Origin of the sequence: Paenibacillus agaridevorans (assembly GCF_003112455.1) — a bacterium.
Classification (GTDB): Bacteria; Bacillota; Bacilli; order Paenibacillales; family Paenibacillaceae; genus Pristimantibacillus; species Pristimantibacillus agaridevorans.
On sequence record NZ_BDQX01000458.1, the window covers coordinates 357,410 to 379,787 of the forward strand.

Here is a 22,378-nt window from a genome sequence, read left to right on the forward strand (position 1 = left end):
GCCAATCTTTTTGAAGTGCTGCGAACGTGCCGGATCGCCCATGCGCCGCTCTCCCCCTTCGATCCGTCTAATGCTCTCATTAACCTTCGAACGTTTGGCCCGGTTTCTTCATTTGCTCAGGATAACCATAAGCTCCATGCTCGCTGAGGTCAAGACCGATAATTTCTTGCTCCTCCGTTACGCGGAAGCCCATGATCATCTTCATAACGCCAAGCACGAGGAAAGAAGCGACAAGGACGAACGCGCCTACTACGACTACAGATTCGAATTGCACCCACAGCTGCTTCCAGCTGCCAGTATCGATAAGCCCGCCTGTTCCAACGCCGACTTTGTCGGCAAGCTCTTGCGTTGCAAAGATTCCGTTCGCCAGCGTGCCCCAAATACCTGCCATACCGTGTACGGACAGGGCATAGATCGGATCGTCGACTTTCAGCTTCTCGAACATTTTCACGCTGTAGAACACAAGCATACCTGCTACCAGACCGATAACGACAGCTGCCCAAGGATCGACGAATGCACATGATGCCGTAATTGCTACGAGACCTGCAAGCGTACCGTTTAGCATAGCCGTGATGTCGGCTTTGCCCGTTACGGCCCAAGAGATTAGCAGTGCAGCTACACCGCCGGCGCCAGCAGCCAGCATCGTCGTGAATGCTACATAAGTAAAAAATCCGTCGCCGATCGCTACCGTGGAGCCTGCGTTAAAGCCGAACCAGCCAACCCACAGGAGCAATACGGACAATGCCGTAAATACTTGGTTATGACCGAGAATTTCGTTAGCGGAACCGTCTTTGTTGAATTTGCCGATACGCGGCTTCAGAAGAACCGTTGCTGCGAATGCGGCAAGGGCGCCTGTCAAGTGAACGACCGTGGAACCGGCGAAGTCTTGCGCGCCGTCTTCGGCCAGCCAGCCGCCGCCCCAGATCCAGTGGGCAACGATCGGGTAGATCAAACCAACGAAAAACAGTGTAAATACAATGTAAGAGGATAGTTTCGCACGTTCCGCGAAGCCGCCCCATGCAATGGATAACGAGATCGCGGCAAATGCCAGCTGGAACAAGAAGAATACGCCATTAGGGAAGGAATCGCCTGCTGCAGCATCGCCTGCCAGTTGAGGGTCGAAGAAGAAGTCCCCCCAACCGATGAATTGGCTAAGGCCGCTGTCGCCGCCGAACGCAATGCCGTAACCGAAAGCCCAGTAGATAAGTGCCGCAAGGCCAACCGTAAAGATCGTTTTGCCCGCTACGTGACCGGCATTCTTCATCCGGGTCGAACCTGCTTCGAGAAGAATGAATCCGCCTTGCATCAGAAGTACGAGTATGAATGCCAGCATAACCCATAGAGAGTTAAGTCCCATGTCAAGCGTTGCACCCGACGGATCCTCGGCAAATGCTGCTACCGGGAACAAAATTGTCATCAAACCTAGAGCAAGAAAAGTTTTCTTAATCAATACGACCACTCCTTTGGATGTTATATTTCATGACATTTCACGAAAGACATATTGTCATTATATTCAGCAGTTGGTCATTTGACAATATGCTTTTTTCATTTTTTCAAAAAAAATCTAACATTCGACTGTGAATATGGTACGAACGTTAGGATTCGGTGGGGTTTTTGTCTATTAATATGTTATCTCGACATCTATTATTCGCTTTTTATAAATCGAGGCCGATTCTACTCATCATGTCAGATTTACTTGCACGATAAATTCAAACAGCAACGCCCCTCCTTCATGAAGGGATATTTGGATCCATTAATACGGGATGAATGAACTCCACTCCAATGAAGATGGGATACGATTCAAGCAATACGTTTGACTGTATGGTTACTTACCTATTATCATAGAAATTGAAATCATATAGGGCGGTGGTAAAGATGGAGATGAGATTGTACCGTATCGGCGAATTGGCCAAACTGGCGCAGATAAGCTCTCGAACGATTGATTATTATACTTCCCTCGGTTTGATTGAACCTTCGGGGCGCTCCGAAAAAAATTACAGACTATACGGAGATGAAACTTTGCAGCGCCTCGAACGTATTGAGCAGATGAAAAAAGACAAATATACGTTAGATGAGATTAAGTCGAGTCTGGACTCATGGAGCAAAGTGACGCCCGACGAGCATATATCGCTGAAGTTGACCGAAATCCAGCAGCACCTTTCTCGGCTGGAACGCGAGGTAAAGGAGCTGGAGCCCGTCATTAAGCAGCTCGGGCCCCGAAAGGCAGGCAGATTTTATACGCGAATCATGCCTCAGACAGCGGCGTGCATAGAAGCGCTCATGTTGCTCATGAACAAGAGCTCGCTCATGTAACGGATGAAGTCACATCAATCTGGAGGAATGAAGAGATGTTTATGATGGTTCTAATTATCGCAGCCTTCGCCCTTACGATTTGGGCGCAGTTCCGAGTGAAGGGCACGTTCAAGAAGTGGGCTCAGGTGCCCGCCACCAGCGGACTGACAGGCTATCAAGCCGCACGTCGAATGTTGGACAACAACGGCCTCCACCATATACCCATTGAGCCCGTTCCTGGATCGCTCACAGACCACTACGACCCCATTAACCGAGTTGTAAGGTTGTCCGAGCCGGTTTATTACGAAAACACGATATCAGCCATCTCCGTCGCGTGTCACGAGGTAGGCCATGCGATCCAGCACTCGGTCAGCTATCCGTTCCTGGTTGCCAGACACCGCATCTTTCCCATCGTTAACTTCGCATCCGGCATCGCGCCGTTTCTGCTTATCGGCGGGTTTATCTTTAACGCCTTCGGCTTGATCGGACTTGGTATTATTTTCTTCTCCGTCGCGGTCGCTTTCCAACTGATTACGCTGCCGGTCGAATTCAATGCCAGCAATCGCGCGAGAAGCCTGATGATAACCGAAGGTTTCGTGCACCAAGAGGAAGCGAAGGGCGTGGCCAAAGTATTAAATGCAGCTGCCCTTACGTATGTAGCTGCCGCGCTCTTATCCCTGCTGGAGCTAATTCGTTACATTCTGATGTTCACTCAGAACCGCGAATAAAATAATGGATCAACCAATAAGAAGGCCGTCCTCGCAATATGCGGGACGGCCTTCTTATTGGTTCGAAGTTATGCAATTATTGTTCACGCTTTGCGTTATAGTCCAGGAAGTAACGAAGCAGGAAAGAATGAAAGACCTTCGCCACTAATGGCAACTTCTCGTTTTTCCGATGAATAAGTCCGATTGTTCTCGTCACGGATGGGGCGCTTATCCGCACCTTGACCGGCTGAAGAGTCCCCGAATAGAACAACGCCATCTCAGGCAACAGGCTAACGCCCATACCGGCCGCCACAAGCCCTCTGATCGTATCCGTCTCTTCTCCCTCGAAGCCGATTTTAGGCTCGAATCCAGCCTCTTGACAAGCTTCATACACGATTGGTCTTAGTGAGTACCCTTCACTGAACAATACGAAGGTCTCGTCTTTAAGCTCGATAAGCTCGATCGAATGCCGATTCGACAATTCGTGGCCCGGCGGCAGGATGGCATATAACTCTTCCGTCAACAATACTTCCCCGCAAACCTGCTCATGTTCTCTGGGAAACGGCGAGATAAAGGCGAGGTCGATCTCCCCCTTAACCAAATCTCGAATCAAGGATGGGAACATCCCTTGCTTGAATCGGAACTTGACGTTAGGGTGTTGCTTGCGGAATGATGCCACGACCTGCGGTATTAACGAAATACCGAGACTGTGCGGGAAGCCTAACCTTACCTCCCCTTTCTCCGGATCCATAAATTCTTGTATTTCTATAACTGCGCGCTCCAGATCGGCCAATATCGCCTCCGCTCGCTTAAGAAACAACTGTCCCACCGGCGTCAACTGCAAATTACGCCCTTTTTGGACGAAGAGCTTTACGCCAAGCTCCTCCTCCAGTTGGTGAATTTGGCGGCTGACAGCCGACTGTGCCACATGCAGCTCTTCGGCCGCCTGTGTGACATGTTCTTTTTTTGCTACTTTTACGAAGTAATATAGCTGTCGAAGTTCCATACTGGATATACTCTCCCGTTCCCGTGCCCTACCATATTTGTGTTATTTATCGTCGACGTCTTTGCTTCAGGTTATCCAACAACCCGTATAACAGAAATCCTGCAAGCGCTCCGCCTATATGTCCCCAAAGATCAATTTTGGGCACAAAGATGGAGTGGATGACGCCGAAGGCCAATATTATATATACCGTCTTGCGCGAAGATACATCCAGCATCGATTTGCGCAGCAACGCGATAAACAGAAACGCTCCATACACGCCGTAGATCGCGCCAGATGCTCCGATCGCCGCGTGGTAAGGGTCATGCTGCAAATTCGTGACAAGGGCGGACAAGAGATTGCCTCCGATTCCGCACAGCACATAAAATACGATATATTTGAAGGTCTTGAGCAAATATTCCAGAGGCGGCGCGAATACGAGCAGCGCGAACATGTTAAAAAAGAAATGTCCGAAATCCACGTGCAGGAATTGCGAGGTTATATACCGCCAGGGCTCCAAGAATCCGAAGGAATCGAGTCCAGGTACGGCTAGAAACATGCCGTAACTTACTATTTCCTTATAAAACTGCGCGATAATGAACACGATCAAATTAATTGCGATTAAAGCAGCCGTTCCGGGATAATACCGAAGATAGGAACGGAAGCTTTCATAACGGAGGAAGATCATCGCCATCCCGCCTTTCGTCTAACGCGCCAAATATTGGACAATGGTGTTTCTTTGCGATTATAATTAAGGTCGTACCAACTACAAGCCCTGAGGAGGAATAGTTAACATGGCACAAGAACGTACAGGCGTTGCCACATTGAAAGGCAACCCGATCACATTGATTGGACCCGAACTCGCGGTAGGCGATCAAGCACCTGACTTCTCCCTTAACAAATCGCTTACCGAGGTTGTTTCTCTTCAAGACTATGCCGGCAAAGTGAAATTGATTAGCGTCGTCCCTTCCATCGATACCGGTGTGTGCGATGCACAGACACGCCGCTTTAACGAAGCGGCCGCAGCCCTTGGCGACAACGTCGTCGTATTGACAGTGAGCGTAGACACGCCTTTCGCACAATCGCGCTGGTGCGCAGCCGCTGGCATCGACAAGGTTGTCATGCTCTCGGACTACAAGAACAACAGCTTCGGAGAAGCTTACGGCGTTCTTATTAAAGAGCTTGCCCTCGATATGCGTTCTATCTTCGTTCTGGACGAGAGCAACAATGTCAAATACGTCGAGTATTTGCCGGAGATGACAGAACATCCGAATTACGAAGCGGCGATTGAAGCGGTCAAGGCTCTCGTATAATACGTAAGTAACGACTTTAAGTTACACGAATAAATGCGAGTTCAAAAAGTTCGGTTTTCAGCATCGAGAAGATGGAATGTAAGTAGAAACTGAGGAGCGGAGCGTAGTGGAAGCTACGTGAGCACCTGCAATGTTTCCGGAGGAAACATACTTCGAAAGCATACGCCTAGTTTCGCTTGCGTTCCATATTCGATGTCGAGTAAGCTTCGTGCTATACTTCGTGATCAAAAGCGGACTTTTTGAACTACCTCTAATAGCTGATTTCCGCAAACAAAGCGAGTGAAGGGCGACCCTTCCTCGCTTTGTTTCGTTTTCATATAGAAATGTGAAGCCCTTGATTGCATTATCAGGAGGTTACCCTAACCGCGGCGAGCTTCTTGTCAAGCGTGCGGTACAAATCAAGTATGACGCGATAATTAGAACCCAGGTCGCCTAACGATCCGCGAGACGCGGAATAAATATCTACCGCCGACGTAAGCGGGTTCACGCTGATGACAGAAACCGTAATATCCATCGTCCTGCCGAATGCTGTACGCTTCTCAAGTACAATCTCGCCTACCGATTGAACCTCGTGAAGCAGCTTATACCCTTGCATCTTCTTGAGCGTGGATACGACTTCCTCCCAAGCCTTGTCCTTCGACAGCTTGTAGAGATGTGATTTCAGCAATGGATCCTTAGCTCTGTCGCCTGTCTGTTCATGACTGCGCAGCAGCCCGATTAAGGTCCGCTTCAACAACAACGATCTCCCCCTCTAGCGTCTATCTGCATTACTATTTATCATACCATGTTTTCACATATGAAAAAAGAGCTTTCGCCGGATTTTGCCAGACGATCGCTCTCTTTTTACGTTAGGAACCCGCCTATGCCGTCCGATCCACATGTTTCTGAACCCGCTCTCGCAGGTGGGTGTCCGCAGCCACGCTTTTGAAGTCCCTTTTCGAGGGCATGACAGCCGCTTGGCGATTTAGGTCTCCCGTGAAACAGCCATTGGTTCAAAACAACGAAGGACCGTGACGAACATCGCAGGATGTAAAGCTATTATAGTCCTAAGTAAGGGAAAAGTAAACGTCAAACGGCAATGTTATTTGCTTCCTTCTTTGTCCGCTTCTCTGTTTGCCTCTTTGTACTCATCCTTCACGAGGTCTTCACGATCCATCTCCGCGGCTTCCTCGGCTTCTTCCTCTTCAGATCTCTTCAGCTTCTCAGCCTGCTCCTGAAGTTTCGTGTAGATGATATTGAAGTTCCAGAACGCTAGGTACGCCACGATGCTGCCCATAAAAAACGGAATGAGGAACGTGAACTGAAAGAAGCTGATATAGATGACCAGACCGCACATAATAGCCGTAGAGAGCGAGCGAAACGGCTTGCCGATCGTGATCAGAATCGCATTCTTCATCAGTTGGAACGTCTTCATATGATAATGAACGAGCATCGAGAAGAAATTAAAGATCGATACGCCAAGCAGCGCAAGGAACGCGATAAAGATATACGACAGAATATTAAGCTGCTCCCTGTACACGATAAAGTCGACTATCATAATGACGAATAAAAGCGTATACAAGATTCCGCCTATCATGCTCTGCTTGTAATTCTCTTTGTACCCGCGGAAATAAGTTTTGAACAGAGAAACATCCGTCTCGCCCGTTACCCATTTGCGGGCTACTGCGAACATCGCTGCCGTTGCGGGAAAGAATGTGAACGGAGCTACTATCGCCATCAAAATGAGCGAAGTATACAGGCTGCCTAACATATCTTGCTCGGTTGCGCCGGATTGTGGAGCAATAAACATCGTCAATCCGAAAAAGACGAATGGTATGGAGCAAACTATCCACAATAAATTGATTACGGCAAGCCTCATAATCCATTCGGAGATTCTGTAGAATCCCCCCATTAATCCTCTTGGCTCCATCTGATCTGCCTCCAACGCTGTAATAGTTGCGACCTTGTTACGGATAATACGAAAACGATTTTTACTACTCATACTTCAGCAGTCATTTTTATTGGGCTGACTAACAAATAACCGGGGAAGTCCGGGATGCCCGTTAGGCGTCACGGACTTCCCCGGTTTGTTTGCTCGTGCTAGTCTAGGACATGATCTCCGGACCGTATGGAATGCTTAGTTGTTGCCGTAATCATCGGACTTCGGACGACGGCTCTCGCTGCTGCGGCCTTCGCTGCTCCGCTTGCCGCCATATCCGCCGCCGTAGCTTCCACGGCTTTCGTAGTTGCCGCGCGACGAACTGCTGCTTCCCGAACGACGGTCGTCACGACCGCGATAACCGCCGCCGCTGGTGGACCCGCCGCTGCGGTTGCCGCCGTAGGAGGAAGCCCCACGGTTGAACGGGCGTCCATTGGAGCGAATGTCCGGGCGACGTTTCTTCGCGCGAAGCGGCTCTTCCGGCGTAAGCTCGATGCTCACATCCTTCTTCTCGCCTGTGAGCAGCTTGACTGCCGCAGCAAGGAGATGAACGGAATCATATTGCTCCAGCAATTGAATCGCGATAGGCTTGTACTCCGAAAATTCCTCGTTCTGTACAACTTCCAGCATACGTTCGGCCGTAATGCGCTGCTTGCCTTCGATTGCTTCCGCGATACTAGGCAGCGGCTTGCGGTTCATGCGCTGGCGCGTAATACGCTCAATGAAGTGCAAGTGGTCGATCTCGCGAGGCGTTACGAACGACCATGCCGTACCTTCTTTGCCCGCGCGGCCCGTACGGCCGATCCGGTGAACATAGCTCTCTGGATCTTGCGGCAAGTCGAAGTTGATTACATGCGTTACGCCGGATACGTCAAGACCGCGAGCCGCGACATCCGTTGCTACCAGGACGTCTATACTGCCGTCGCGGAACTTGCGCATAACGTTATCGCGCTGGTTTTGCGACAAGTCGCCATGCAGGCCGTCGGCAGAGTAACCGCGCTTCTGCAGCGCTTCGCTCAGCTCGTCAACGCGGCGCTTGGTGCGGCCGAAAATGATAGCCAGCTCTGGAGACTCCATGTCCAGCAAGCGGCTAAGCGCTTCGAACTTCTGACGCTCGTGAACTTCGATATACGATTGTTCGATCGAAGGTGCCGTTACTTGCTTTGGAATAACCGAGACATGCTCAGGCTCCTTCAGGAATTGCTGAGCAAGCTTCTGGATGTTGATCGGCATCGTAGCCGAGAACAACATCGTTTGACGCTCTTCCGGAACAAGCTTAAGGATGGTTTGGATGTCCTCCATGAAGCCCATGTCCAGCATTTCGTCCGCTTCGTCAAGCACGACTGTTTGTACATCTTCCAGACGAATCGTCTTGCGGTTGATGTGATCCAGCAAGCGTCCTGGCGTTCCGATAATAATCTGCGGGCGCTTCTTGAGCGCGCGAATCTGACGTCCAATTTCTTGTCCGCCATAGATTGGCAGCGAACGAAGGCCCTTGTATCGCGTGAGCTTCCCGATCTCGTCAGCCACCTGAATAGCGAGTTCACGGGTCGGCGTCATAATTAAGGCAACAATGCGATCCTCGCTTACCGGAATTTTGTTAATGAGCGGAATACCGAATGCCGCCGTCTTGCCCGTACCTGTCTGGGCCTGACCAATCAAATCCCGTCCCGCCATTGCGTATGGGATCGATTTGTCTTGAATAGGGGTTGACTCTTCGAACCCCAACTCCGTTATTGCTTGCAACACTTTTGGTTCTAAACCAAATTCAGCAAATGTTTTCAAACTTTTCTCAAACTCCTTCTATCTACAGCCTTCTTAAGAATATCCAAACCATTATAGCACAGAAACATCCCCGAATACCAGTTAAGCGAACAATGCCATACTAACAAGGAGCTATAATACTTCAATTCTGGATAAGGGGGCGATTACATTGCAGGCAACAAAAAGGCGTTATCTGCTCACAATACCGACCATGACGATCGGCGCGTTGTTAGTTGCGATCGGGTTCAACATGTTTCTCATTCCCCACCAATTGCTTAGCGGCGGCTTGTCCGGCATCTCCATGATGATCAGTTATATCACCGGCGGCAATGTCGCCTGGCTGTATCTTCTTTTGAATATACCCGTATTGGTATGGGGATGGTTCATGTTAGGGAGACGCTTCGTCATTTGGAGCATTTACTCCGTCGCCGCAGCAACCTTTTTCCTGAGAGTGGTTCCCGTCATACATACGGCTGACGATATTTTGTTAGGCGCGGTGTTCGGCGGGGTCATCGTCGGCTTCGGCAGCGGACTTGCGCTCAGGTACGGAGGCTCCTCCGGCGGTTTCGACGTTGTTGCCTCCATTGTTACAAAGAGACGCGATCTGCCCGTAGGAATGATCATCTTTCTGTTAAATGCGGGCGTCATCGCGATCCTAATCTTCTTCACCAAGAACTGGGACCTGGCGCTGTATTCGCTTATTGCGATTTTTTCCGCGGGCAAGGTTGTAGATCTTATCCATGTGCGGCATATTAAAGTGACGGTATTTATCATTACAACGAAGACGGAGGAGCTCCGCCAGAAGCTGCTGTCCCATCCCAGAGGCATTACCATAATCAAGACGCGAGGAGCCTACTCCTCGGCCGAGAGGGACATGCTGATGACCGTACGCACGAAATTCGAAGTGGCGGATTTGTGCAAAACCATCATTACCATCGACCCGCACGCTTTCATTAATATTGTGGAAACCGTTGGCGTCGTCGGAGACTTTCGGAGGCCGAACCCGAGCTGATCTCCGCGGAAGCGGAAGTTGTTAACAATTGCTATGTTTTTGAAAGCGAAGCTGTTATAATGTGTGTATCCCAAACGTTAGTTTCTTTACCAATCGTTTTCCCCTTCTTGCTTTCTAATTGACTATTAGGATGAAAGGGTGATGCTGAGTGGATATGGAAACGGTCAAATTGTCTCAAATTGTCGAAAGGCTTGCCCCGGAGCTTAGTCCTTACCTCACTTCCCGTGAGTTGGATCTCCGTATCGTCCTTCGTGACGGCCTCGCTGTTCTTGAGCCGGGAGACGTCATGGAAATTGTACAGCACAGCATCTGCAACGGGCAGAAACAGACGATGTTACAATGAATAGGCTTGGTTATGGGATATCGGTATAACCGCACTGCCAGTCGATCTCGTTGTCGACTGGTTTTTTGTCTCCCATTAGAACAAAAAAGAGATGACCCATCCAACGAAGTGGCTTATAATCGGATACAAAAGGTGAAGCTTAGTTGGCTTTGCGGCCGCGCCGTCCTTTGTCGGCGCACCAGGTTTCATTCCTAGACATAGAGGTTAAGTATGGGGATTACTGATACGATCCTATAAAATGACGGGAGAGAGCTCAATGGACATCATTGTATCTACAATTATGCTGCTTTACGGCTTGCTTACCGGACAAGGAGACGCGCATGGCGATGCCAAACAGCTTGCTGTCGCCTATCTAAATGCATCAGCCGGAGAAACGATCGTACAGCCGAATGCGCCGATCGTAACGGGAGAGGAGCCTCCGGGAGGCGGAGGAATGATGCCCGGTCAGGCGAAGCAGGATCCTCAGCCTGATACGCCGCCTATCAAGGGGATCTACGTCACAGCGCATAGCGCGGGCGGTTCCCGCATGGAATCGTTGCTCAAGCTTGTTGACGATACCGAACTGAACAGCATGGTTATCGATCTAAAGGACGACAACGGATATATTACATACCCGACAACGACGCCCGAGCTGCTGGAAATCGGTACCGCCAAAAAATATATTTCCGATATTAATGGTCTTATGGATACCCTCAAGCAGCATGAAATCTACCCTATTGCGCGTATTGTCGTTTTTAAGGACACCGTGCTTGCCGTCAAACGTCCGGAGCTGTCGTTCCTGCAGCCCGACGGTACGATATGGAAAAATGGCCGCGGCGAAAGCTTCGTCAATCCATACCGCCAGGAAGTGTGGGAATACAACGTCGCGCTAGCCAAGGAAGCCACGAAACTCGGCTTCAAGGAAATCCAGTTCGACTACGTTCGTTTTCCGGAAGGATTCGAAAACCGCGCCGATACGCTCACGTTTAACAAGACGGAGCAAAGCCGCGTAGATGCGGTAGCTGGATTCGTCAAGTACGCTCGCGAACAGCTGGAGCCGCTTGGCGTACGCGTTTCCGTCGATATTTTCGGTTACGCGGCATCCGTGCCGGCTGCCGAAGGCATCGGTCAGGATTTCGTCAAAATTTCGAATGACGTACATGTGATCTCGCCCATGATCTATCCCAGCCACTACAGCACGGGCTGGTTCAACCAGAAGACGCCGGATCGCAGTCCTTACGAGACGATCAAGGGAGCTATGGACGATACGCACGAGAAGCTCCAGAACACCGGCGAGCTCAAGCCGATTATTCGTCCATGGATACAGGATTTCACCGCAAGCTGGCTAGGCAAAGGCAATTACGTGAAGTACGGCATCGCCGAAGTTGAAGCTCAAATTAAAGCCCTCCAAGATTCGAACGTCACCGAATATTTGCTTTGGAATGCCGGCAACAAATATACCGCTGGCGTCAAATACGAATAATTGCTATTGTGAAAGGGCTGCCTTGCAAGGGCAGCCCCTTTTTGCATCCATTTTTAAAACAAAAAACTGTTCCCTAACGACAAAGCGCTTAATGACGCTTCAGCTCGTTTGGAACAGCTCATTTGGTTATTGTAAAAAATTATTGAGAAAGACGCAGCGCGAGCTCGTACATATCCATGTCGAACGGTTTTTTGCTGTTTACAACCGTATCGATGTCCGTCAAAGTTAACTCGCCTTTGATCACGCCGCAGGATTTGCCGGAGTCGCCTTCCATCAGCTTTCTGACGGCGAAATCACCTAGACGACTTGCAAGAATGCGGTCTACCGCTGTTGGTGTACCACCGCGTTGAATATGGCCCAGCACCGTAACGCGCGCTTCGATACCGCTCAGATCGGTAATTTTTTGCGAGACGTCTTCGCCCTTGGCCGCACCTTCGGCAACGATGATAATACTATGACGTTTGCCTTTGGCAAAATTGTTTTTCATCCGGTCAGCAACTTCGGCCAGATCAAACGGAACCTCCGGTACAAGAATCGTCTCCGCCCCGCTCGCAAGTCCAGCGTACAATGCAATGTCGCCGCAGTGACGGCCCATAACTTCTACGATCGAAGAACGTTCGTGGGAAGACATCGTATCGCGAATTTTGTTGATCGCATCAACGACGATGCTGACCGCTGTATCGAAGCCGATTGTCGCATCCGTGAACGGGATATCGTTGTCGATGGTGCCTGGCAGGCCCATCGTTTTAATGCCCAGCTTGCTAAGCTTGTTGGCGCCCTGGTAAGAGCCGTCTCCGCCGAGGACAACCAATCCGTCGATGCCTCTTTCGCGAAGCACGTCCGCACCCCGTTGTTGACCTTCCGGCGTCAGAAACTCCTTGCATCGTGCCGTCTGAAGAATCGTGCCTCCGCGCTGAATAATGTCGCCGACGCTGCGAAGATCCATCTCGCGCAGATCGTCATTAAGCAAACCTTGAAAACCTCTTTGCACGCCGTAAACCTTTAAGCCATGGAACAGTCCGCTTCGAACAACGGCGCGTACAGCCGCGTTCATGCCTTGGGAGTCGCCTCCGCTTGTTAATACCGCAATAGATTTAACTGCAGTCATGTTTCATTCCTCCACACCAAATTAGTCTTTATCAGGCTTGCTGCCTTCGTATCCATTGACTGTTAATCATGAAGAACAACCGCGTGAGCGGACTGTTTTTCATCAGTCTCTTCGACACTTCCCGCACCTCGGCCTGGAGTCGAACTTTGGGATCTGTCAAATAAAGGGCTAACAGACCTTCGATAATTAACCGATGGAATCCCGATGCCGGAAGCGACTTTACGTCCTCCCTCGCGCGATTTACGATCATATCGATCCGTTCGACCAGCAATTGCTTGCTATCGTAGTAATTGCAGAAATTCAAATCGCCGCCAAGCTTATCTTCTTCCTGATCGATCAAATAATCGAGCAGAATGTGAAGACCGCATACATGCGGGAAATAAATACGGCGGATCGCCTCCGCGTCCTTGGCGGACAACTGAGACTCCGATGCTGCCAGAAACAGCATAAACATGCCCAGCGTAGAACCTGTCGCAGCGGCAAATTCATTCCATTGCAGGTGAGGATATTGGTAACTGTGTTGATCCCACCATGCGAGCAGTTCGTTCTCGCGCATATCTTTGCGAATATGCTTGTACACTTGCAGATCTCCATACAACGCGACCAATTCCTCTACATGCCGTTGCACACTTAAGTACGAAGGCAGCTGCGATACGCATGTCTGGCAGGTCCGTACGAGATGATGCAGATAACCGCCGTCGTCGCTCTCGCTCCGAAGCTCGTAATAATCGCGAAGCTCTGCATGAGGATTAACGGCATCCAACATAGATTGATGAAGCAAACGGAAATCTTCGGGATCCAGCGACGTACTGCGATCGCACAGGTTGTCCAAATAATCGCTGATCGTCTGCAGCGCGACAATAAGCGGAATCAATACATGACGGTATTCCAGGTTAGCCGCGGCATATACGCCGCCCCCTTGGCAATGAAACTTTTTGTCATCCATGCTGTTCAAGGCCTGCGTCCGCAGCTCGTCGTCAGGTATTCGTTCCGCCAATTCTCTCAAGCGGCAAAGTTCGGCATCTACTTCAGGCAACACGTATTTGTAGACTCGATGCATGAGCTTAATGGGACCTTGAGGCGCTCGTCTTCCCGAAAGCGTCGTTAGTATCACGGCGCACCCCTTTCGCGAGAATGATGTTATGAATGCCGGCGCGACTCTACGTCCTGATCGTTCCTGTACCAAATATGCAAATCGTTGATTCGGCTGGCCAAATCCGCGATTGCATATGTAAGCTCACAGCAGCGTTCAAAGTTGTCTTCCTCGTCCATCTCGGCTTGCATGCGAATAATGCCTGCTTCGAATTCCATCACGCGGTCCGGAATGGTGCCGCGTATGAGCTCCCATCTTGCAATAATCGCGGTTCTCTCCTCCAGCGAATATTGCTCCCAATCTTTGGCGAGTGTCGGAATATGTAGACGAAGCCTGTCGTTCCATTGGAAAATGTCCATTGCAACCTCCACACAATAATGTACCATTTTGAAGGGTAATAATCCAGCCACAATTAAGTGTCGGCCTTTGGATAGCCTGCTCGAATTCGGAATTCCAAGCGCTAATGCGCTTACAAAAAGCTGACTTTAACCGCGACATGGCAAAGGTTCTTTTTGAGACAACTACGTCGAACGAAAGCATGGTATACTAAATGTCGAAGATTCAGTAATGAGACTAGTATTGAGAAAGCGGAACGGAGTCAATTCGATATGGAGTCCGTCCGTTTCGCAAGATAGAGAGATGGAGTGAAACGGCAACCATGAACGATTCAGTCACCACCGGGGAAACAATCTCTGCAACAGCCAAGCAAGAAACATTGGCGCTGCGCGCCTTCAACTTCTCGACTTTCGCCACGCAGTCGCTTGTCATCTCCTTTATTCCTTTATATTTTATGACCAAAGGTTTCTCTGAGAGTCAGATCGGCGTCATCTATTCGGCCGGATTGTCCGTGTCCATCTTCGCCAACATTATTACGGGTCTTGCCAGCGACAAATATCGGACGATACGGAAACTTCTTGTGGCGCTTCTGTTTGCTCAACTCGTGCTTATGAGCATTCTGTACCCGCTCGAGAACGTCGTCCTGATTACGATCGTCATGACATGCTTTTATTTTTTCCAGACCCCGATTATTCCGTTAAGCGACAGCCTCATTCTATTATCCAGCCAGCATACCGGCACGCCTTACGCGCTCATTCGTATATTCGGCTCGCTCGGCTTCGCGCTAAGCGCCTACTTTTTCGGGCTGCTGCTAAAGGGAATCGGTTCGGAATGGACGATTGCCTTGGCTATCGGCACAATCGGGATCTCGATCTTCATCAGTCTGTTCATCAAGGACTATCAAAGCACGGCGCGCAAAATCGAGTTTTCCGGCTTCTTTAAGCTGCTGGGCCAGCGTCAGGTGTTGACGTTTTTTGTGCTGATTCTGATGGTTTCCATCTCGCATCGAATGTACGAGGGCTTCCTCGCGGTCACCATGCGCCAGCTAGGCGCAAGCGACACGCTGATCGGACTGGCCCTGCTTGTATCGGCGGCCAGTGAGATTCCGACCTTGTTTCTGCTCGGCAAATACGGGCATAAGCTGCGCGAGTTGCCTTTGCTTGCATTCGCGTCGCTGATGTACGGGCTTCGTCTCTGGCTGATGAGCGAGATTAATGATCCCCAATGGTTTATAGCGACACAGGCTATGCACAGTATCTCATTCGGCATCTACTTCTCCACTGCGCTCCGCTATCTCTCGTTTCTGATCCCGGACGAGTATCGCGCATCCGGTCAAGCGGTGTATACCATTATATGGACAGGCGCCGCCGGCCTTATCAGCGGCGTCATTGGCGGCGTTGTCTACCAGCACCTCGGCCGCGTCGCCTTCTACCACGCCGCCATGTATGTCGGCATCGTCGCCGCCATCGGCTTCCTGCTGTATCACTGGCTGGGGCGGAATGGGAGGTAAGTAACTGAGTAACTGAGTAACTGAGTAATTAAGTAATTAATTAAGCAGCTGCTTTACCGGAGTTAAGTCGGTGGCTTCGATCTATTTCCTTCGAAGGAGCTGCTTTCACAGAGTTATGTCGGTGCCACCGATCTATTTTCCTCAAAGGAGCTACTTTGGCGGAGTTAAGTCGGTGGCACCGGTCTATTTCCCTCGAAAGTGCTGATTTCGCTATTTTAAGTCGGTGGCACCGATCTATTCTCCTCAAAGTAGCAACTATCGCGGAGTTAAATCGATGGCACCGATCTATTTCCCTCGAAAGTGCTGCTTTCGCTGATTTAAGTCGGTGGCACCGGTCTATTCCCCTCAAAGTAGCAACTATCGCGGAGTTAAGTCGGTGCCACCGTTCTATTTCCCGAAAGACCTACTTTCGCGGAGTTAAGTCGGTGCACCGTTCTATTTCCCGAAAGACCTACTTTCGCGGAGTTATGTTAGTGGCATCGATCTATTTCCTTCGAAGGAGCTACTTTGGCGGAGTTAAGTCGGTGGCATCGTTCTATTTGACTCACTACGCCTTACTTGGTTAAGTGTATCCAAGATACTCTATTGCGTTTGGCTGCACAACATAGGCGTGATGTCTAATTGAGGTTGGTACTGTTGCTTGGAGTAATCCTTTCGCAACCAAAGATTTTATCACTTTACAGGCAAAGTCTCTCCTCTTCCCCAGACAATTGCACACATCCACCAAGCGAATAGGTCGCTGAAACCAAATTGCGTTTCGCAACACTTCTCTTTCGTAAATTGATAATTGCTCCTTCATGGCCAAGCTGTTTCTATTTCTAAGAAGTAATTCTTGAACGAAACTCCGACACTGCAGCCCCTTCTTGTCAAGCTCGTCCCATGAGAATGGGATGTATACGCAGCCGCTGAGCAACATGTGACGGATACGGGCTTTCTCGAAGCTGAAGCGATCCCTGCTGATTGTCTCGGCATGTGCACTAAAACCTTCGCACTCAAACCCAAATCGGAACGGTGCGTAAAACACATCAATAAAAAAATGCACCCCATTAGGCAGAACCAGCTCATACTCGAGAATAAATCCTTCAAATGTTTGAAAAATCGGCCAAAGCGCTTCCCTGAACATCTTGATCGTACCCGAAAGATCTCGTTCCAGCATTTCCAGCCGGCGTGAAGAGGCCTCCTTTTTTTGTTGCTGCAAAAACACATCAAACTGATCCTCGAACGAAAATACTCTCATCTAATTCAATCCTTTCTATCGAAAAAATAAAAAAACGCCGCCCATCCCATGACATGAGATAAGCGGCGTATGCTTTACGCGCAGATGATATATATAGATTTCAGTTTGCAAAAACGATAATTTCAGAAACGTGATGACCGAGCTATTTGCCTAATCGATTCGAAAAATGAATAGTGGCTCGAAAGACGATATCGAAGACTCGTATAGTCCATATCGAACGGCCTTCGTTTGACAAGGCTAAACAAGGCCACCACTATAATTATAAATATTGATAACCTCCCCGCCATTATATCAAAATTTAGAGTTTGTACACTATAGTTTCAGATGCGTGACTTGACTTGATGAATTGTATTCATTGGGTTTCATCTAAAATTCCCCCGGGAACCTCAACAAGAAGTTCTTCTAGATCCTCGACAGAAACTTCTTCAAGGCTTCTACAGAAGACTCTTCTGGATATTCAACAGAAACTTCTCCGGGTGGCTCAACTGGAAGTTTTCCATGAACTTTTTCACGAACCTCTCAGAGACTTCAACAGGATTTTTCAGGAGGTTATTTGGAGCTTCTTCAGGAGCTCCAACAGGAAAACTTCGTGACCTCCAACAGGATGACGTCAGGAAGTTCTTTGCGAGCCTCATTATAAAAAACGTCATCAAACGTCAACGTCTTCCTAAACTGCATAGTTTCAAAGTATAAAAGCAGGCTGAAAAGGCAGTTGTCCTCCTTGGGCGGAACAGTGAGTTTCATCCCGAGAAATGGAGGTCAGGTATGAATGGTTGCCTAAAATTCAAAAAGGGCCCCATAACAGGAGCCCTCCACGCGCAAAACTAATGCTGGATTCTCGAATGCCAAATGCTATAGTTTGTGAACGTTGGCCGCTTGTGCGCCGCGGTTGCCTTCGGTAATGTCGAATTCGACCGCTTGGCCTTCATCCAATGATTTGAATCCTTCGCTTTGGATCGCCGAGAAATGGACGAATACGTCCTCCCCATCCTCCACTTGAATAAAACCGTAACCTTTTTCTGCGTTAAACCACTTTACTGTACCTTTCAACTTCATGACCTCCTAAAATTGTACCGCCGCCTTCTGACGGCGAGTGAACTCATTATAGCGATAAGAAAATAAAAATGCAATTTTAGAAAGCTTATCCCTTTTTTAGGAGGTTCAAATAATGAATTGACCCCGGAATAAACGGCAAACCTGTCGTTTGAATCGCTGTTTCCGCCTTCCCTTCGCCCTGTATAGCCTCGATAAGCTCCTCAAGTCGATCGTACGGCTCCCACCGCAATGAAAGCAAAGGGTAGATGCGAACCTGACCTCCGGGCTTGCATACCCGAAGCAGCTCGCGTATCGATGCCAAATGAAAGTCATATGCGAATTGCTCGGCGTACAAAAAAAGAAAATGGCTGCACAATACAAGCCCGTACCGGTTATCGGGCAGCGGCAAGGACGGCAATCGACCGTTTATGTATCTATTGGTTTCCTGAGCAGAGCTGCTCTGTAAATCAGTTTGAAACTGCAATAAAGATGCCTCGCGGCCATCCCTGTGTTGTTCCAGCGAACCGTAATAACTCCAGTCGAACCGATCCTGAATGGAAGCCAGCTTCTCCGTTGAAGTAACAATCTCCCTGGCAGCTTCCTGAATCCAGGCCGAAGAATCTCCTTGATATCTCGGATCAATCGCAAACGCTTCATAACCAGCCATTGTCGCGCCCGCGGCGAACGAAGAACCGCCTGCGGCAACATCCAAAATGGGACCAGCCGACAATTCTTTCTCCGTTAGCTGGAACATGGCTGCATATTCATCGAAGCTTCTGCTGGTCATAGCTACTCCAAGCTGTTCATAAATACCTGATTCTTTCATAACAATCCTCTCCTCTTCTCATCTCGTCTCTTCTCAACTCGGCTAAGCTTAATCGCCAATGCGTAGCGAAACTTTACATTCCGCACGCACATATGCTATTCCCTCGCCAATGTGTATTGATTAAGGCTTCAGGAATAGCTATGATGATTACTATACCATAAATAGCTAACGGAAGGAGACATCATCATGTTCAAGAAACATCAAATTTACAAAACCGACAAATATAACATGCTGACAGTAGAAGTTAAAGGAAAAACGTTGGTTCTTCGCGAAATCTCCGATCAATGGGGAGAGGAATCGCACGAGTTCGTTAGCCGGCAAGAGATGCTGCATTGGGCCAGAAACCGGTTCCGGGCAGAAAATTATGTGGGCCGCGAAGAAGAATTGCAGGCCATTATGGACGCATTTCGCGAAGTGTAATCACCTCTACTGGGAAACGATTCAAACGATTCACAAAGCCGATTTTCCATAGCCGTTGACGCATTCCTCGTCTGGATGAAACAATCGGCTTCGGATTTTCTCGATCTGCGACGAGGCGCAAACGGCAAACAGCAACATAATGGCTTTGGCGATTGCATAGGTAACGATAGGAGGTTTCAATTGCTGCATGGATATGACATCCACGGTAATATTCGTAATCGCGGCGTTCTGCTTGGGCGCCATTGTCATCATTAAACGCGATTCGCTGCCCCAGGGCATGCGCAGAGGACTTGCCATCCTCTCGATTCTGCTTATCGCTTTTTCTTTTTTCCTAATCGTGTATTCTTTGTTCCGAATGGGTACATAAGGACATAATTTCACAGCCGGCTGGGCATAATATCGACAAACTGTGCCCGGAGGTGGAAGTAATGAAATGGCTGAAGCTGCTGCTCGCAGTATCTCTAACCCAGACGATCATGCCTATGCAAGTACATGGCAGTTCAGTTCTGAAGGCGCAAAGCCGAACGAAGCAGAACCAGAGCAAATCCGGCGCCATCGCCGTTAAGCAATCCATCCCATCAAAGTCGAGGAGGAATACGATGAGTCAACTGCCAAAGCGTTCTGAAACCGAGGAGAAATTCCGTTGGAAGCTGGAGGACATCTTCCCGTCCCAAAGCGCATGGGACAAAGAATATAAGGAAGCCAAGGCGCTCATGGCCAAGGCTGCAGATTTCCAAGGGAAGCTCGCTGATCCCGCGCAACTAAAGGCCTGCTTTGAGCTGGAAGATGAGCTCTCCTTGCATGTCGAGCGCCTGTACGTTTACGCCAATATGCGCCATCACGAAGATACGGCGGAACCAGGCTACCAAGCCTTGTCCGACAAGTCCAAAAAGCTCAGCGTCGAAACGGGCGAAGCTTTATCCTTCGTGACTCCCGAGGTACTCAGTCTGTCCGATGCCGACCTGGACGCAATGATCAACAACGAATCGCTGGCGAAATACCGCCATACATTGGAAGAAATGCGCCGCGAAAAGGCCCATGTTCTCTCCAAGAACGAAGAATCGCTGCTGGCGCAGGTCGGCAATGTGAGCTCCGCTCCAGGGACGATTTTCAGCATGCTCAACAACGCGGACCTGAAGTTCCCCAAAGTTAAAAACGAGCAAGGCGAAGAAGTCGAGCTGTCCCATGGCCGCTACATTCAGTTCCTGGAAAGCAAAAATCGTGACGTCAGACGCGAAGCCTTTCTCGCGATGTACGATACATACGGCAAACTTAAAAACACATTAGCTTCCACTTTGAACGCGAACGTATCAAAAAATATTTTTTACGCGAAGGCTCGCAAATACGATTCCGTGCTGGGTATGTCGCTCTACGGCGACAATATACCGAAGGAAGTGTATACGAATCTCGTCGACACGATTCACAAGCATCTGCCGCTAATGCACCGTTACATGGAGCTTCGCAAGAAGCTGCTGGGACTGGATGAGCTGCATATGTACGATCTGTTCGCGCCTCTAGTCGATGAGTTCGATATGGAAATCAGCTACGAAGACGCCAAAAAAACGATCAAAGAAAGCCTCAAGCCGCTGGGCGAGGATTACCTCAATGTTCTTCAAGACGGCTTCGATAATAGCTGGATCGATGTATATGAGAACGAGGGCAAACGTAGCGGCGCTTACAGCTGGGGCGCTTACGGCACCCATCCTTACGTGCTGCTCAATCATAAGGACAACTTAAACAGCATGTTTACTTTAACGCACGAGATGGGCCATGCGCTGCATTCGTATTACTCGGATACGACCCAGAATTATCGCGACGCTCAATATACGATATTCCTGGCTGAGGTGGCTTCGACGTTGAACGAGGCGCTGTTGATGGATTATTTGTTGAACAAGTCCACGGATCAAAAAGAAAAGATGTATCTGCTCACTTATTATGCGGATCAATTCCGGACGACGGTGTTCCGCCAGACGATGTTCGCGGAATTCGAGAAGATCGTACACGAGCGCGCCGAAGCAGGCGAATCGCTGACCCCGCAGGAGCTTAGCAAAATTTATTACGACCTTAACGTCCTCTATTACGGACCCGGCATGGTCGTCGATAAGGATATCGAGATGGAGTGGGCGCGCATTCCTCACTTCTACAACAGCTTCTATGTATACAAATATGCGACGGGCTTCTCCGCGGCAACGAGCTTCTCAAAACAAATTTTGTCAGAGGGCCAACCGGCTGTTGACCGTTACCTCGGTTTCCTTAAGAGCGGCGGCAGCGACTTCTCCATCAACATCCTGAAGAAAGCCGGCGTCGACATGAGCACGCCGGAGCCGATCGAACAAGCAATGAGCGTCTTCGAGGAATTGATCGGGCAGATGGAAGAACTGACGGCGAAAGCGGCGAAATAAAGTACCGAGATGGTTGCGCGACAAAATTGAGAGATGCACCACAACAATTTGCAAAGGTGAGACGACTGTTGCCATCGCTTGGCTGCGCTGCAAGTTCATTTCGAGGCGCATAAGCGCTGAATGCCGAAAGCCACACTAGCTTACTTGCTTACATTGTTACGAAAGGACCTCCTCTCCCGGACATAATCTTCGGGAGGGGAGGTCCTTTGTCGTTGAAGATAGGGTACTCCTACTCAGACTTTCTGCAAGTGACGAACGACAATTCCTTGCAAATTGCTCCAAGTCAATTGCCGCTAATCTGGTTAAGGGAGGATCAAGCTGATAACCTTTGCTTTACTGGTGGACAAACGGAAAGCCGCTGCTTCGCCAACCGGCGCAGCAGCAGCTCTTAAAGCAGCAGGCTGATGCCGTACGCAATCAGCCCCGCAAGCAGCGACGACAGGAGATTTACCCTGTCGTTCGTCAGCGCGGCGAAGCCGCGCTCATGCCGCGCCGCGGTGCCGCAATGCGCGGCGCGCTCCGTCTCGCTGCCGCATACCCGGCAGCGATACATGGCCTGGCCGGTTGCGCCGAGCAAGGAGTCGGCGAACGCCCCGGCCAGGCCGGCTGCGGCCGCGC

At 49.7% G+C, this 22,378-nt stretch carries 23 protein-coding genes and 1 other RNA gene; 8 read left to right on the forward strand and 16 right to left on the reverse strand.

Translation table 11 applies throughout. From position 1 onward, the window contains the following. Positions 1-79: 79 nt before the first annotated feature. Positions 80-1,450, reverse strand: a complete 1,371-nt coding sequence (locus PAT3040_RS35425) for an ammonium transporter (protein ID WP_087567202.1) — start codon at positions 1,448-1,450, stop codon at positions 80-82. A 431-nt stretch (positions 1,451-1,881) separates the two neighbouring features. Here PAT3040_RS35425 and PAT3040_RS35430 point away from each other — a divergent pair, with 431 nt between their 5' ends. Both PAT3040_RS35430 and PAT3040_RS35435 read left to right on the forward strand, forming a co-directional pair. Continuing rightward, on the forward strand, positions 1,882-2,313 hold the full coding sequence (locus tag PAT3040_RS35430; protein ID WP_087567311.1) for a MerR family transcriptional regulator: 432 nt from the start codon (positions 1,882-1,884) through the stop codon (positions 2,311-2,313). 35 nt (positions 2,314-2,348) lie between these two features. Beyond that, complete coding sequence (locus tag PAT3040_RS35435; protein WP_087567203.1) at positions 2,349-3,020, forward strand: zinc metallopeptidase; 672 nt, start codon at positions 2,349-2,351, stop codon at positions 3,018-3,020. A gap of 76 nt (positions 3,021-3,096) precedes the next feature. Here the strand turns inward: PAT3040_RS35435 and gltC are convergent, their stop codons facing one another. Both gltC and PAT3040_RS35445 read right to left on the reverse strand, forming a co-directional pair. Beyond that, entirely contained in the window at positions 3,097-4,005 is a 909-nt protein-coding gene (gene gltC / locus PAT3040_RS35440) for a glutamate biosynthesis transcriptional regulator GltC (protein WP_087567204.1), read from the reverse strand. 46 nt (positions 4,006-4,051) lie between these two features. Then, a complete protein-coding gene (locus tag PAT3040_RS35445) occupies positions 4,052-4,669 on the reverse strand; it encodes a rhomboid family intramembrane serine protease (protein ID WP_108996296.1) in 618 nt (205 codons plus the stop codon). A 106-nt stretch (positions 4,670-4,775) separates the two neighbouring features. Here PAT3040_RS35445 and tpx point away from each other — a divergent pair, with 106 nt between their 5' ends. Then, positions 4,776-5,294, forward strand: coding sequence for a thiol peroxidase (tpx, locus tag PAT3040_RS35450; protein WP_108996297.1), 519 nt, complete (start codon positions 4,776-4,778; stop codon positions 5,292-5,294). A gap of 346 nt (positions 5,295-5,640) precedes the next feature. Here the strand turns inward: tpx and PAT3040_RS35455 are convergent, their stop codons facing one another. The 4 genes from PAT3040_RS35455 to cshA all read right to left on the reverse strand — a co-directional run bounded on the left by PAT3040_RS35455 (position 5,641) and on the right by cshA (position 8,997). Next, entirely contained in the window at positions 5,641-6,030 is a 390-nt protein-coding gene (locus PAT3040_RS35455; protein WP_087567207.1) for a DUF1499 domain-containing protein, read from the reverse strand. Between the two features lie 113 nt (positions 6,031-6,143). Further along, a non-coding RNA gene (gene ssrS / locus PAT3040_RS35460) (6S RNA) lies at positions 6,144-6,326 on the reverse strand. A gap of 49 nt (positions 6,327-6,375) precedes the next feature. Next, positions 6,376-7,203 carry a YesL family protein gene (locus PAT3040_RS35465; RefSeq protein WP_108996298.1) on the reverse strand — a complete coding sequence of 276 codons (828 nt, stop codon included), beginning with the start codon at positions 7,201-7,203 and terminating at the stop codon, positions 6,376-6,378. Positions 7,204-7,410: 207 nt separating this feature from the next. Further along, positions 7,411-8,997: a degradosome RNA helicase CshA gene (gene cshA / locus PAT3040_RS35470; protein ID WP_108996299.1), complete on the reverse strand. Its 1,587-nt coding sequence runs from the start codon at positions 8,995-8,997 to the stop codon at positions 7,411-7,413. Between the two features lie 190 nt (positions 8,998-9,187). On the opposite strand from cshA, the gene PAT3040_RS35475 reads away from it, so the two are divergent. Beyond that, positions 9,188-9,988 (forward strand): YitT family protein, encoded by an 801-nt coding sequence (locus tag PAT3040_RS35475; protein WP_108996427.1) that lies wholly within the window; start codon positions 9,188-9,190, stop codon positions 9,986-9,988. 599 nt (positions 9,989-10,587) lie between these two features. Further along, positions 10,588-11,793 (forward strand): putative glycoside hydrolase, encoded by a 1,206-nt coding sequence (locus PAT3040_RS35485; protein ID WP_108996300.1) that lies wholly within the window; start codon positions 10,588-10,590, stop codon positions 11,791-11,793. Between the two features lie 139 nt (positions 11,794-11,932). Here the strand turns inward: PAT3040_RS35485 and pfkA are convergent, their stop codons facing one another. The 3 genes from pfkA to PAT3040_RS35500 all read right to left on the reverse strand — a co-directional run bounded on the left by pfkA (position 11,933) and on the right by PAT3040_RS35500 (position 14,353). After that, the gene (gene pfkA / locus PAT3040_RS35490) at positions 11,933-12,901 is read right to left on the reverse strand and encodes a 6-phosphofructokinase (protein WP_087567212.1); all 969 of its coding nucleotides are present in this window, start codon (positions 12,899-12,901) and stop codon (positions 11,933-11,935) included. 31 nt (positions 12,902-12,932) lie between these two features. Then, entirely contained in the window at positions 12,933-13,961 is a 1,029-nt protein-coding gene (locus tag PAT3040_RS35495) for a tetraprenyl-beta-curcumene synthase family protein (RefSeq protein WP_087567313.1), read from the reverse strand. Between the two features lie 80 nt (positions 13,962-14,041). Further along, positions 14,042-14,353, reverse strand: a complete 312-nt coding sequence (locus PAT3040_RS35500; protein ID WP_087567213.1) for a hypothetical protein — start codon at positions 14,351-14,353, stop codon at positions 14,042-14,044. Positions 14,354-14,652: 299 nt separating this feature from the next. Between PAT3040_RS35500 and PAT3040_RS35505 the strand changes: the two genes are divergently transcribed. Continuing rightward, positions 14,653-15,840: an MFS transporter gene (locus PAT3040_RS35505; protein WP_108996301.1), complete on the forward strand. Its 1,188-nt coding sequence runs from the start codon at positions 14,653-14,655 to the stop codon at positions 15,838-15,840. A 562-nt stretch (positions 15,841-16,402) separates the two neighbouring features. Here the strand turns inward: PAT3040_RS35505 and PAT3040_RS35510 are convergent. The 4 genes from PAT3040_RS35510 to PAT3040_RS35525 all read right to left on the reverse strand — a co-directional run bounded on the left by PAT3040_RS35510 (position 16,403) and on the right by PAT3040_RS35525 (position 18,938). Next, positions 16,403-17,077 (reverse strand): hypothetical protein, encoded by a 675-nt coding sequence (locus PAT3040_RS35510; protein WP_108996302.1) that lies wholly within the window; start codon positions 17,075-17,077, stop codon positions 16,403-16,405. 434 nt (positions 17,078-17,511) lie between these two features. Next, positions 17,512-17,730: a hypothetical protein gene (locus PAT3040_RS35515; protein WP_146200640.1), complete on the reverse strand. Its 219-nt coding sequence runs from the start codon at positions 17,728-17,730 to the stop codon at positions 17,512-17,514. A 199-nt stretch (positions 17,731-17,929) separates the two neighbouring features. Next, on the reverse strand, positions 17,930-18,127 hold the full coding sequence (locus PAT3040_RS35520; RefSeq protein WP_087567216.1) for a cold shock domain-containing protein: 198 nt from the start codon (positions 18,125-18,127) through the stop codon (positions 17,930-17,932). A 91-nt stretch (positions 18,128-18,218) separates the two neighbouring features. Continuing rightward, positions 18,219-18,938, reverse strand: coding sequence for a class I SAM-dependent methyltransferase (locus PAT3040_RS35525; protein ID WP_108996304.1), 720 nt, complete (start codon positions 18,936-18,938; stop codon positions 18,219-18,221). A gap of 186 nt (positions 18,939-19,124) precedes the next feature. Here PAT3040_RS35525 and PAT3040_RS35530 point away from each other — a divergent pair, with 186 nt between their 5' ends. Continuing rightward, the gene (locus PAT3040_RS35530; protein WP_108996305.1) at positions 19,125-19,358 is read left to right on the forward strand and encodes a hypothetical protein; all 234 of its coding nucleotides are present in this window, start codon (positions 19,125-19,127) and stop codon (positions 19,356-19,358) included. A 30-nt stretch (positions 19,359-19,388) separates the two neighbouring features. Here the strand turns inward: PAT3040_RS35530 and PAT3040_RS37860 are convergent, their stop codons facing one another. Continuing rightward, the gene (locus PAT3040_RS37860) at positions 19,389-19,655 is read right to left on the reverse strand and encodes a hypothetical protein (RefSeq protein ID WP_181377024.1); all 267 of its coding nucleotides are present in this window, start codon (positions 19,653-19,655) and stop codon (positions 19,389-19,391) included. Between the two features lie 302 nt (positions 19,656-19,957). Here PAT3040_RS37860 and pepF point away from each other — a divergent pair, with 302 nt between their 5' ends. Further along, positions 19,958-21,760, forward strand: coding sequence for an oligoendopeptidase F (gene pepF / locus PAT3040_RS35540; RefSeq protein ID WP_108996428.1), 1,803 nt, complete (start codon positions 19,958-19,960; stop codon positions 21,758-21,760). Positions 21,761-22,148: 388 nt separating this feature from the next. On the opposite strand, the gene PAT3040_RS35545 is transcribed toward pepF, so the two are convergent. Continuing rightward, positions 22,149-22,378 (reverse strand): DUF92 domain-containing protein (locus PAT3040_RS35545; RefSeq protein ID WP_146200648.1); only part of this gene is annotated, 230 nt, incomplete at its 5' end.